Origin of the sequence: Halomonas sp. FeN2, from assembly GCF_020595105.1 — a bacterium.
Classification (GTDB): domain Bacteria; phylum Pseudomonadota; class Gammaproteobacteria; order Pseudomonadales; family Halomonadaceae; genus Vreelandella; species Vreelandella neptunia.
Map to the genome: position 1 here is coordinate 4,314,611 of NZ_CP074200.1, position 12,640 is coordinate 4,327,250.

Below are 12,640 nucleotides of genomic sequence, written 5' to 3' on the forward strand. Positions count from 1 at the left end.
CCATTTGATAATTAACCCCAACGACAGTTTTAGGGAGAGCAACATGTCCAAAGGGCAGTCCCTTCAAGACCCGTACTTGAACATTCTGCGCAAGGAGCGCATTCCGGTCTCTATCTTTTTGGTCAATGGCATTAAGCTGCAGGGCCAGATCGAATCGTTTGACCAGTTTGTTATCCTGCTGCGTAATACCGTCAGTCAGATGGTTTATAAACACGCTATTTCCACGGTTGTTCCATCTCGCAACGTACGCTTGCCTGCGCAAGACCCGGCAGAGCAGGATGCGGAGATTTAACACCGCTGGAGAAGCAAGAGAGTCCACGAGGTATTGATTGTTTTTCGAACGCCCAGACGCCGGTGAAACGGCAGTTCTTGTTCACGTCGATTTTCATGATGAACAAAAACGTGAAGACCCGGGTGAGTTTTTAGAGCTCGTACGCTCTGCTGGTGCAGAGCCTGCGACTCTACTCACTGCTAGCCGCCACCGACCTGACTCGCGCACCTTTATTGGGTCAGGTAAGTTGGAAGAGCTGCGAGCACTGCTCGCGGCTCATGAGGCAGAGCTGGTGATCTTCAACCATAGCTTAAGCCCCTCTCAAGAGCGCAATGTAGAGCAAGAGCTCAAGTGCCGAGTACTCGACCGTACTGGTTTGATCCTCGATATCTTTGCGCAACGAGCAAGAACACATGAAGGTAAGCTCCAGGTAGAGCTTGCTCAGCTTGAATATATGTCGACTCGCCTCGTGCGTGGTTGGACACACCTAGAGCGGCAAAAAGGTGGGATTGGCCTGCGCGGCCCAGGCGAGACGCAGTTAGAAACTGACCGTCGTCTGCTGCGTGGTCGGATCAAATCGATTCATAAGCGGCTCGATAAAGTACGCAGTCAGCGTGACCAGAATCGCCGAGCGCGTGCGCGCGCGGAAATTCATAGCGTATCGCTGGTGGGGTACACCAACGCCGGTAAGTCAACGCTATTTAACGCCTTAACCAATTCTGAGGTGTATGCAGCCGACCAGCTGTTTGCGACACTTGACCCTACTTTGCGGCGGCTTGAGATTGAAGACGTTGGCCCCGTAGTGATGGCCGATACCGTGGGCTTTATTCGCCACTTGCCGCACAAGTTGGTTGAGGCGTTTCAAGCGACGCTCCAGGAAGCATCGGAAGCGTCGTTGCTGGTACACGTAATCGATGCCGCAGACCCTGACCGCGAGTTGAACGTGGAACAGGTGGAGCTAGTGCTCAAAGAGATCGGCGCCGATGATGTGCCGGTACTCAAAGTCATGAATAAAATTGATAAGCTCGATAGTGCTCCGCGTATAGAGCGTGATGGGCATGGTGTGCCCGAAGTGGTTTGGCTTTCGGCCCAGCAGGGCCAGGGGCTTGAACTGCTCCATGAAGCGCTGACTGAGCGCTTGGCAAATGATGTCATTGGCTTTTCGCTGACACTGACTCCCGAGCAGGGTAAGCTGCGCGCAGGGTTGCACGAGCTTAATGCCGTTCGCGAGGAAGCCTTTGATGAGCAGGGGCATTCGGTGCTTGATGTGCGTTTGCCGCGGCGTGACTTTAATCAGTTAATGGCCCAACTGGGCGAGCGAGCCAACACCTATTTACCTGAAGCGCTGCGTGAAACCGATGAGTGGTAAGCGACTTAATTACCCATCCTAGTACGCTGCATGTATGCAGTTTTGTATGAAAATGGTACAAGGTTTATAGAGCAATAATATCAAAACGCGGTGGTGACGCCTAAGTGTGATGCCACTAGCGTTAGCGAATACCTTAGTGGAGACGAAGTATGGCCTGGAATGAGCCTGGTGGTGGCAACCAGCACGACCCTTGGAGTAGTGGCGGCCGACGCGGTGGAAACGACGGCGATGGAAACCGTGGCAGTAATAATGGCGGCGGCAACAACGGCAATAAAGGGGGCAACAACCAAGGCCCACCTGACCTGGATGAAGCGCTGAAAAAGTTTCAGGACAAGCTCAACAGCATGTTGGGTGGCGGCAAAAAAGGCGGCGGCAAGAAACCCGGGGGTGGCGGTAGTGATAAGAACCGCAACCCTTTCGCGCTGCCAGGCCTGCTGATTATTGTTGCGCTGGCGATCTGGGCTGCAATGGGCTTCTACCTCGTGGATCAATCCGAGCGTGGCGTTGTGCTGCGGTTTGGTGAGTTTCAGGGCATCGTAGATCCAGGCCTGCAGTGGAATCCGCCGCTGATTGACGATGTGCGCATGGTCAATGTGACCCGTGTGCGCTCTCTATCGCAGACCCAGTCGATGCTGACCCGCGACGAAAACATTGTCGAAGTGGAAATTTCTGCCCAGTACCAGGTAGCTAATCCACGCGATTTTGTGCTTAACGTACGCGATCCTGCGATCTCGATTGAGAATGCGCTGGATTCGGCACTACGTCACGTCGTCGGCGGTACCGATATGATCGATATCCTGACCTCGGGTCGTGAGATTCTGGGTAGCTCGGTCGCTAGTCGTCTACAGTCTTATCTCGACAACTACGGTGCTGGTATTCGCCTGCAAACTATTAACATCGAGTCCACTTCGGCGCCCGCGCCAGTGATCGACGCCTTCGATGACGTTATTCGTGCGCGTGAGGATCGTCAGCGCACAATCAACCAGGGTATTGCTTACGCCAACGCGATCATTCCGGAAGCGCAAGGTCAGGCGCAGCGTATTGTTGAGCAGGGGCAGGGTTACCGTGAGTCAGTAGTTGCTGAAGCGCAGGGCCAAGCCAACCGCTTTAACTCGCTACTTTCCGAGTACACAAATGCCCCGGATATCATGCGTGAACGTATGTACCTGGACACAATGGAAGAAGTGTTTAGTAATTCGCCGAAGGTGCTGCTGGATGTAAGCGAAAACGCGCCGCTGATGTATCTACCCCTCGATCAGCTTAGCGGTGGAAGCAGTAATCGAAATAACTCTTCCAGCGGAAGCGACAACAGCGATGAACAGCTAGACCCGAGTGTGCTTGAGCGGTTACGCAACACCCAGGGCAGTTCCAGCTCTTCATCGAATACCAATAGTAGCTCCATCCGCAGGGAGGGCCGGTAAATGATTAATAATCGATCCCTGCTGATTGTTGGTGGTCTGGCTGCCGTGGCGTGGCTGGCAAGCAACACTCTGTACGTGGTAGACGAAACCGAGCGAGCCGTTAAGCTGCGCTTTGGTGAAGTCATTGAAGAGAATATTCAGCCTGGTTTGCACGCTAAAGTGCCGATCGCGCAAACGATCCGTAAGTTTGATACGCGCTTGTTGACGCTGGACACCGATACCAGCCGCTATCTGACCCTTGAGCAGAAAGCGGTGATCGTCGACTCCTACGTTAAGTGGCAGGTGGTGAATCCCACGCGCTACTACGAAGCGACGGCGGGTGATGAGTTGATGGCTATCCGCCTGATACAACCGCGGGTGGATGAGAGCCTGCGTAATGAATTTGGTCGCTTGAATCTTCAGGAAATTATCGCTGAGCGTCGTGATGACCTGATGACAGGCCCCACCGAAGAGCTTGACGAGCTGATGCGTGAAGAGCTCGGGGTGGCAATTCGCGATATTCGTATCAAGCGCATCGATTTGCCTGAAGACGTATCAGCTGCTGTTTTTGAGCGGATGCGCTCCGAGCGTGAGCGTGAAGCCCGTGAGTGGCGTGCTCAGGGGCAGGAAGAGGCTGAACGTATTCGCGCCAATGCGGATCGTCGTCGCCAGGTATTGCTTGCCCAGGCCAATGAGCGCTCCGAGACGCTGCGCGGTGAAGGCGATGCCCAAGCCGCTGCGATTTTCTCTGAAGCGTATGGTCAGGATCAGGAGTTCTTCTCTTTCTGGCGTAGCCTTAATGCCTATAGCGAAAGCTTTGCCGACGATGGCAATCTGATGGTGCTGGAGCCAAGTAGCGATTTCTTCCGCTATTTGCGTAGCGCTGAACCAGAAAGCGGTGAAGACAGCGGCGAGTAAACCGCCGTTGGCCGGTGCTCCCCGTCTTGGTTTGTTGATAGCCAAGCGGGGTTCACCCGGCCAATAAACGTGATAGAATTTATTGACCGGGCGTCGCCCGGTTTTTTTGTGGCTCCTATTTCTTCAAGTTCAAGGCAATCGTCATGACCATCGCTGACCGCTGGCTACTGCCCGACGGCATGGATGAGGTGCTTCCGCCTCAGGCAAGCCGTATGGAAGAGCTGCGCCGCGCGCTGCTCGATCTTTACCACTGCTGGGGCTATGACCAGGTAATGCCGCCCCCAGTGGAGTTTCTGGACTCCCTGTTAACAGGCACCGGTACAGATCTGGATCTTCAGACCTTTAAGCTGACCGACCAGTTAACGGGTCGCATGATGGGCGCCTCGGCGGACGTTACGCCGCAAGTTGCGCGTATGGATGCCCACTCGCTAAAGCGTCAGGGGCCGGTGCGCCTTTGCTACTGCACTAATGTGCTGCGTGCTAAGGCAGACCAGCATCAGGGCGGCCGTAGCCCGGTGCAGGTGGGCGCTGAGCTGTTTGGTCATGCAGGGCTTGAAGCGGACAGTGAAATTATTCACTTGGCGCTGGCCAGTATGAAAGCCGCAGGTGCGGAAGAGATTCACCTGGCGCTTGGACATATCGGTATCTATCGAAGCCTTGCCGAAGCCGCAGCACTTAGCGCCGAGCAGGAGCGTGCGCTATTTGAGGCGTTAGCGCTAAAATCACCCAGTCAACTGGCGCAGCATGTAGATGCCAGTGTCAGCGACCCAGCCTTAGCGGACATGCTGTTAGCCCTGGGCGATCTGCACGGCGGTGCGGATATTTTACGCCAGGCGCGGGAGCGTTTTGCTGGCGCGCCGGCTTCGGTTACGGCGGCGCTGGATCAGTTGGATGCGCTTTATCAAGGGGTGCTGGCACGCTTTGATGTGTCGCTCTACTTTGACTTGGCGGAGCTGCGCGGCTATCAATACCACACGGGTATGATGTTTGCCGCTTATGTGCCGGGCTACGGGCATGCGCTGGCTAAAGGCGGCCGTTATGACGATACCGGGCGGGCCTTTGGTCGTGCGCGCCCAGCCACCGGTTTCTCGATGGATCTGAAACAGCTGGCGTCGCTGGCGCTGGCATCCCCGAGCCGCGGGGCTATTTGGTCGCCCGCTATGCAGGATGAGTCGCTCAACGCTGCTATTGTCGCGCTGCGTGAGCAGGGGGAACGCGTGATTCAAGCGCTGCCAGGGCAGCGTACTGGGCCGGCGGAGCATGAGTGTGACCGCCGTCTTGAGCTTATCGATGGTCGTTGGCAGCCAACGGCCCTGACACAAGAGACGAGTGCATCATAATGGGTAAGAATGTCGTAGTGCTGGGCACCCAATGGGGTGACGAAGGCAAGGGTAAAATCGTTGACCTGCTGACTGAATCCGCATCCGCCGTGGTGCGTTTTCAAGGTGGTCATAACGCGGGGCATACGCTGGTCATCGACGGTGAAAAGACCGTTCTCCACCTGATTCCATCCGGCGTTTTGCGCCCAGGCAAAACCTGTGTGATTGGTAATGGTGTGGTGCTTTCGCCGGAAGCGCTGATCAAAGAGATCCGTGAGCTGGAAGCCAAAGGTGTGCCGGTACGCGAACGCCTGCGTCTGTCGCCTGCTTGTCCGCTGATCCTGCCTTACCACGTGCGCCTGGATCAGGCCCGTGAAAAAGCCCGTGGCATTGCCAAAATTGGCACCACCGGCCGGGGCATTGGTCCTGCCTACGAAGACAAAGTCGCCCGTCGCGGCCTGCGCTTAGGCGATATGCTGCATCGCGAGCGTTTCGCTTCCAAGTTGGGCGAAGTGCTCGACTACCACAACTTCGTGTTGGTGAATTACCACGGCGAACCGGCGGTCGACTTCCAGGAAGTGCTGGACACGGCGATGCAGATGGCCGAAGAGCTGCGTCCCATGGTGTGCGATACCGTCAGTATGGTGCACGACCTGCGTAAAGCCGGTGAGAATATCCTGTTCGAAGGTGCTCAGGGCTCGCTGTTGGATATCGATCACGGTACTTACCCCTATGTAACCAGCTCCAACACCACTGCAGGCGGCACGGCCACCGGCTCTGGCGTCGGCCCGCTCTATTTGGACTATGTGCTGGGTATCACCAAGGCGTATACCACCCGTGTTGGTTCAGGTCCGTTCCCCACGGAGCTGTTCGATGTCGATGGCCGTCACCTTGCTGAGCGTGGCCACGAGTTCGGTGCTACCACTGGCCGTGCCCGCCGCTGTGGCTGGTTTGACGCCGTGGCACTGCGTCATGCGGTGCAGATCAACTCGGTCTCCGGTATCTGCCTGACCAAGCTGGACGTACTGGATGGGTTGGAAAATATCCGCGTCTGCGTTGGCTATCGCAGTAAAGATGGCGACGTGCTGGAGACTCCGGTGGATTCAGAAGGCTATGAAGCGGTCGAACCCCTCTACGAAGACCTGCCAGGCTGGAAAGAGTCGACCCTGGGCGCTAAGAAGGTAGAAGATTTACCTGCCAATGCCCGCGCTTATATCAGCTACCTTGAAGAGCAGGTAGGCACCAGCATCGATATTATTTCCACCGGTCCAGACCGCATGGAAACCATCGTACTGCGTAACCCGTTCGATAGCTAAGGACGGTTTTAGATAGCTAGCAGCGGTTTAAGCTGGCCATTGGTTGGCAGATGAGCAAAAGGGGCAACTTAGTTGCCCCTTTTGCTATTTAAAAGTCGATACCCCGGCGCGCCTGTAGGCCGTTATTGAAGGCATGGCGCACTTCCTGCATTTCGGTCACCGTATCGGCCATGGCGACGAGTTCGCGGTGAGCGTTGCGGCCGGTAATAATCACTGTTTGTTCTTGAGGGCGATTCTCCAGTGCTTGTTTAACGGATTCGATTTCAAGGTAGCCAAACTTGAGCATATAGGTGATTTCATCAAGCACCACCAGATAGGTCTCTGGATCCGCGAGCATACGCTCAGCCTCTTTCCACACTGCTTGGCAGGCGTCGGTGTCCGCTTGGCGATTTTGCGTATCCCAGGTGAAACCGGTGGCCATTATCGCCACCTCTAGATTGGCATCTTCTTCCAAGCGATTGCGTTCGCCGCACTCCCATAACCCCTTGATAAACTGAACCACGCCCACTTTATAGCCATAACCCAAGGCGCGGGTGACCGTACCCCAAGCGGCTGTCGTTTTGCCTTTTCCGTTGCCGGTGTTAACAATAATCAGGCCGCGCTGTTCATTGGCACTGGCGACTTTCTCCTCTACGCGCGCTTTAAGTTTTTCCATAGAGGCTTTGTGGCGGGTGTCGCGGTCACTCATGGTATCTCCTGATAAAACGGAAAGCTGAAAAATAGCCAATATTCTTAATCCGCTAGCCTAAGCTATCAGCACAGGGTTGAACATCTTTATGGAGGTGCTTGGGGACAATTTTTGTACAGGTATTTGCGGTATTCTGCGAATGTTTGTCTTAATAATTTACATTGAAAAGCAACAAAAAAGAACAGAATTGGCCCCTAGGGGGCTGGCTGCTCTAGAATAGGTGGTCATGTCTTTTCAGGAATTACATCATGCCCTCATTTGATATTGTCTCAGAGTTCGATAAACACGAAGGCGCTAACGCCGTCGACCAAGCTAACCGAGAAGTGCAGTCGCGCTTCGATTTTAAGGGGGTCGATGCCAGCTTCACCCTTGAAGGCGACAAAGTGCAGCTAGAGGCGGAAGTCGATTTCCAGCTCAAGCAGATGCTTGATGTGCTGCGAGCCCGCTTAATCGCCCGGGGTATCGATGCCCGCTGTATGGATGTTCAAGACCCAGTGCTCTCCGGCGTGAAAGCACGCCAGGAAGTCGCTCTCAAGGAGGGGCTCGACGCGGCGGAAGCCAAAGATGTGGTCAAACGCATCAAGGCAAGCAAGCTCAAAGTGCAGGCGCAAATTCAGGGTGAGAAGGTGCGTGTGACGGGTAAAAAGCGCGACGATTTACAAGCTGTTATGGCACTGCTGCGCGGCGAAGAGGGGCCAGATTTGCCGCTCCAGTTTGATAACTTCCGCGACTAGATAGCGGTGTTAAACTATCGAACATTTTGAAGTATGTAATATTCGTTTTATACAGGAGTCACGCACTATGTCTGATCCGCAGCCGGTTTATTTAAGCGATTACCAGCCACCCGCCTACCGGGTAACTCATACCGAGCTGACGTTTGATCTTGACCCCGCCGCGACCCGTGTGAAAGCGCGACTGTTGATGGAGCGACATCCAGAGGCTGACGCGAATGCACCGCTCGTTTTAAATGGCGAGCACCTAAAGCTGATCTCCCTGGCGATTGATGCAACGCCAGTGGATGCCTCTGCTTATGAATTAGACGATGAAGGTCTGCGAATTGCTCAGGTGCCCGAGCGGTTTGTGTTGGAGAGCGAGGTGGAGATCGCCCCGCAGGAGAACACGGCGTTAGAGGGGCTGTACCAATCCAACGGTATGTACTGCACCCAGTGCGAGGCTGAAGGCTTTCGGCGGATTACCTTTTACCCCGACCGTCCGGACGTCATGGCCACCTTTAAGGTCACGGTGATCGGCGATCAGCAGCAAGAGCCGATTTTACTGGCTAACGGTAACCCGATTGAGCGCGGCGAGCTGGAGGGCGGTCGTCACTTTGTTACTTGGGAAGACCCGCACCCCAAGCCCTGTTACCTGTTTGCTTTGGTGGCAGGCAACCTGCATAGCGTAGAAGACCACTTCACCACCATGAGTGGGCGGGATGTCACGCTGCAGATTTGGGTAGAAAAAGACAACCTGGATAAGACCGAACATGCCATGGCCTCGTTAAAGCGTGCCATGGAGTGGGACGAGCAGGCGTATGGTCGCGAGTACGACCTGGATCTGTTTATGATCGTGGCCGTCAATGATTTCAATATGGGAGCGATGGAGAACAAAGGCCTCAACATCTTTAACTCCGCCGCGGTCTTGACCCACCCCCAGACCGCCACCGATGCAGCGTTCCAAAACGTCGAAGGTATTGTTGCCCACGAATACTTTCACAACTGGTCGGGCAATCGCGTCACCTGCCGCGACTGGTTCCAGCTCTCGCTGAAAGAGGGCTTTACGGTCTTTCGTGACCAGTGTTTTTCGGCGGATACCAACTCCGCGCCGGTTAAGCGCATTCAGGATGTCTCCTTTTTCCGTACCGCCCAGTTTGCCGAAGATGCCGGCCCTACGGCGCATCCGATTCGTCCTGACCACTTTATTGAAATTACCAACTTCTACACCCTGACCATTTATGAAAAGGGCGCGGAAGTCGTCCGCATGCTGCGTAATTTAGTCGGGGAAGAGAGTTTCCGCCGCGGTTCAGACCTTTACTTCGAGCGGTTCGACGGTCAAGCGGTGACCATTGAAGACTTCGTTGGCTGTATGGCTGAAGCCTCCGGTGAAGACTTCAGCCAGTTTATGCGCTGGTACTCCCAGGCGGGAACGCCGGATATTGACGCCCACGGCGAGTATGATTATGTGCAGGGTGAGTACCACTTAACGCTGCGTCAGCGTACGCCTGCCACACCCGGCCAGCCAGATAAGCTGCCGCTGCATATCCCGGTGCGTATGGGACTGGTAGGTACCAAGTCGGGGCAGGATCTAACCCTGACACTCAATGGCGAAAAGCTCGGCAAAGATGCGGTTATTCATCTACGTGACGATGAGCAAACGTTTGTATTCACCGATGTTGCCGAAGCGCCGGTGCCCTCTTTACTACGCGAATTTTCCGCCCCGGTGAAGCTTCATTACCCCTACTCACGTGAAGATCTCGCCTTCTTATTGACCCACGACAGCGATGGTTTCAACCGTTGGGATGCGGGTCAGCGTCTGGCACTTTTGGCCTTGGATGACTTGATTGCTGCCCATCGGAATGGCGTCGAAAAGGTCATGGATAGCCGCGTAGTCGATGCCTTTAGAGCGCTGCTGAGCGGGCCAATGAGCGATAAAGCGGTATTGGCAGAGATGCTGACGCTACCCTCTGAAGCCTATATCGCCGAGCAGCAGCCCATTGTGGATGTAGATGCTATCCATGCCGCGCGGGAATTTGTCCGTCAGTCATTAGCCGTGGCTCTGCGGGATGAGTTTATGGCTATCTATGAAGCCAATGTGACGGAAGAAGCGTACTCACCGACACCGGAGCAAATAGCTCAGCGTAGCCTGAAAAACGTGGCGCTCTCTTATCTTATGTCGATTGAAGATGAGCAGGGCTTGGCGCTGTGTGAAAGCCAATTCGCTGCTGACCACAATATGACCGATGTGCGCCAGGCGCTCACTCTTCTGGTGCACAGTGACCGCGACGACCTGGCTTCGCCAGCACTCAAAGCCTTCGGTGAGAAGTGGGCGCATGACCCGTTGGTGATGGATCAGTGGTTCACCGTCCAGGTATCGCGCCCTCAGCCAGATGTGCTTGAGCGGGTGAAGTACCTGATGCAGCATCCCGCCTTTTCGCTCAAGAATCCCAATCGAGTCCGTGCGCTGGTCGGCGCCTTTGCTCAAAACCGGGTCAATTTTCACCGTTTGGATGGTCAAGGCTACCAACTGCTGGCTGACGTAGTCATCGAGCTCAACCGGCTTAATCCGGAAATTGCCGCGCGGCTAATCACCCCGTTAACCCGCTGGCAGCGCTTTGATGAAACCCGCCAAGCACTAATGCGGTCTGAGCTTGAGCGGATCAAGCAACAGCCGCTATCTTCAAATGTATACGAGGTGGTCGAGAAAGCACTGGCATAAGCGTTTAGCGCAGTAGCGAACAACCGCAGTTAAACCATGGAAAGGAATAACAATAGTGACAGACTCACAGCAACACTATTTACTGATTATCAATGGTAAATCCGCCGGTAACCCGGCATTGCGTGAAGCAGTCAATGAACAACGTCAAGCAGGGATGCTGATTACGGTTCGTGCTACCTGGGAGGGGGGCGACGCTGCGGATATTGCAGAGCAGTCTGACGCCATGGGAGTTACCCATGTGATTGCCTGTGGCGGCGATGGCACCGTCAGCGAAGTTATGAACGGGCTGATGCGGTTGCCCCATGATCGGCGTCCTGTATTAGGCATTGTGCCCCTAGGCAGTGCCAATGATTTTGCAACCTCTGTGGGCTTACCGCTGGAGCCAAGCGCCGCTTTGGCCGCTGCTCGGGAGTTAAGCGCCTATCCTATCGATGTTGTGCGCGTGACCGCAGGCGCTGGTGGCGAATCTTCCACCAGCTACTATATCAACATGACTACCGGTGGGTTTGGCGCTGAAGTTACTTCGTCGACACCGAAAACCCTTAAGCGGCTGCTCGGGGGCGGGGCTTATTCAGTGATGGGAGCGCTAAAAGCTTGGCGGCACCGCAGCTATCGCGGCACGCTACATTGGGACGAAAAAGAGGAGAGTGAGTCTTTGTTGCTACTGGCGTTAGGTAATGGCCGCCAGTCGGGTGGGGGGCAGGTGCTGGGGCCGCGTGCCAAGCTGGATGATGGCCGTCTGGACGTGCTGCTGGTCAAAGACTTTCGGTCGGTAACGGAACTGACCAAGCTCATTAGCGAGCTGCAGAGTTTCCCCTATGATGGGCGATTCGTCCGCTACTTCACCACGACCCAACTGACCGTGACCACCCAGGAAAATGGCTCGCCCTGGCCACTCACGTTAGACGGCGAGGCGCGCTATTATGATCAGTTCTGCGCGGAAGTAGTGCCCCTCGCGCTACGTGTGCTACTACCTGAGGAGTGCCCGTTGCTCTCCTCGACCAGCCGACCTTAGCTCTTTTGGCTCACATTATTAACGTTATAGAGGAGAGGAATTAAATGGCAAATCGCGTGTGGATACCCGCGCTCGCCGCGGTGGCACTTCTGCTGAGTGCTTGCGGTGACTCCCAGGAAGATCCCACCGTGACACCTGATGATAATACTGCGGTGACGGATGAACAAACGGCTCGCGATGAGGAGGCGGGCGAAGAAGCGTCTGCCACGGCTGAGAACGCGACTGAAATCTCCAGTCCCGAAGAAGTAGAGGATGATATTGAGGAGCGTCAAGCCGCTGAAGAGCTTGAGCGAGCGGAAGCGCTGCGCGAGGATGGTGAGACTCAGGCAAGTGATCCCCAAACCAGCGCTCAGTCCAGTGGCAGTGCGGCGGCTGGCGGTGAAGAAGTTGAGGCTGGTGAAGACACCCTGGCGGCGGATCCTGAAGAAGTGCTCGATGAAGAGGGCGCTATGCCGGGTGAGGCCACACGCTCCGATGTAGATGACATTATTGCCGAAACTGAACGCCGTTTTGAAGAGGCCGAGCAGCGTTTGGAGGAGCAGTTTCAGGAGGTAGAGCAGCAGGCGCCGACCTTGGAGCCGATGGAGAACGAGGATGTGCCGCCTAGTTGGGACACCGAAAGCAGTCTGCCAGAGCGCGAGCCCTTGCAAGATGATAGCGATGTTACCGATGTTGACGCCTTGATTGAAGACACCGAGCGTCGCTTTGAAGAAGCGCAGCAACGGCTTGAGGAGCAATTCCAAGAGTTGGAGAATCGTGAGGCTGAGAGTGGTGCTGTGGTTGAGCCGACAGGCGAGCTTAATAGCAATGGCGCTGATAACCGTGACGTTGATAGCGCTGAAGGTAGCCTGGAAACCGGTGCTAATGGGGAGTCGCGGAGTGAGGGAGGATCGCTTGAGTGATTCTCTTTAG

General features: G+C 55.3%; 11 protein-coding genes. 10 read left to right on the plus strand and 1 reads right to left on the minus strand.

Translation table 11 applies throughout. The features are described from left to right. Positions 1-43: 43 nt before the first annotated feature. The 6 genes from hfq to KF947_RS19835 all read left to right on the plus strand — a co-directional run bounded on the left by hfq (position 44) and on the right by KF947_RS19835 (position 6,593). Positions 44-292, plus strand: coding sequence for an RNA chaperone Hfq (hfq, locus tag KF947_RS19810; protein WP_007114649.1), 249 nt, complete (start codon positions 44-46; stop codon positions 290-292). A 37-nt stretch (positions 293-329) separates the two neighbouring features. Next, positions 330-1,640, plus strand: coding sequence for a ribosome rescue GTPase HflX (gene hflX / locus KF947_RS19815; RefSeq protein ID WP_071692781.1), 1,311 nt, complete (start codon positions 330-332; stop codon positions 1,638-1,640). 149 nt (positions 1,641-1,789) lie between these two features. Beyond that, positions 1,790-3,061: an FtsH protease activity modulator HflK gene (gene hflK / locus KF947_RS19820; protein ID WP_133730415.1), complete on the plus strand. Its 1,272-nt coding sequence runs from the start codon at positions 1,790-1,792 to the stop codon at positions 3,059-3,061. Then, positions 3,062-3,958, plus strand: coding sequence for a protease modulator HflC (gene hflC / locus KF947_RS19825; protein WP_133730416.1), 897 nt, complete (start codon positions 3,062-3,064; stop codon positions 3,956-3,958). A 143-nt stretch (positions 3,959-4,101) separates the two neighbouring features. Next, a complete protein-coding gene (locus KF947_RS19830) occupies positions 4,102-5,298 on the plus strand; it encodes an ATP phosphoribosyltransferase regulatory subunit (protein ID WP_133730417.1) in 1,197 nt (398 codons plus the stop codon). Next, on the plus strand, positions 5,298-6,593 hold the full coding sequence (locus KF947_RS19835; protein ID WP_133730418.1) for an adenylosuccinate synthase: 1,296 nt from the start codon (positions 5,298-5,300) through the stop codon (positions 6,591-6,593). Before KF947_RS19830 ends, KF947_RS19835 begins: the two co-directional genes overlap by 1 nt. An 88-nt stretch (positions 6,594-6,681) precedes the next feature. Here KF947_RS19835 and cobO read toward each other — a convergent pair whose 3' ends face one another. After that, on the minus strand, positions 6,682-7,281 hold the full coding sequence (gene cobO / locus KF947_RS19840) for a cob(I)yrinic acid a,c-diamide adenosyltransferase (protein ID WP_133730419.1): 600 nt from the start codon (positions 7,279-7,281) through the stop codon (positions 6,682-6,684). A 248-nt stretch (positions 7,282-7,529) separates the two neighbouring features. On the opposite strand from cobO, the gene KF947_RS19845 reads away from it, so the two are divergent. The 4 genes from KF947_RS19845 to KF947_RS19860 all read left to right on the plus strand — a co-directional run bounded on the left by KF947_RS19845 (position 7,530) and on the right by KF947_RS19860 (position 12,630). Then, positions 7,530-8,015, plus strand: a complete 486-nt coding sequence (locus tag KF947_RS19845; RefSeq protein ID WP_007114656.1) for a YajQ family cyclic di-GMP-binding protein — start codon at positions 7,530-7,532, stop codon at positions 8,013-8,015. Positions 8,016-8,082: 67 nt separating this feature from the next. Then, positions 8,083-10,713, plus strand: a complete 2,631-nt coding sequence (gene pepN, locus KF947_RS19850) for an aminopeptidase N (protein ID WP_227404897.1) — start codon at positions 8,083-8,085, stop codon at positions 10,711-10,713. 55 nt (positions 10,714-10,768) lie between these two features. Next, entirely contained in the window at positions 10,769-11,728 is a 960-nt protein-coding gene (gene yegS / locus KF947_RS19855; RefSeq protein WP_133730421.1) for a lipid kinase YegS, read from the plus strand. Positions 11,729-11,772: 44 nt separating this feature from the next. After that, positions 11,773-12,630, plus strand: coding sequence for a hypothetical protein (locus KF947_RS19860; protein ID WP_133730422.1), 858 nt, complete (start codon positions 11,773-11,775; stop codon positions 12,628-12,630). Positions 12,631-12,640 lie beyond the last annotated feature (10 nt).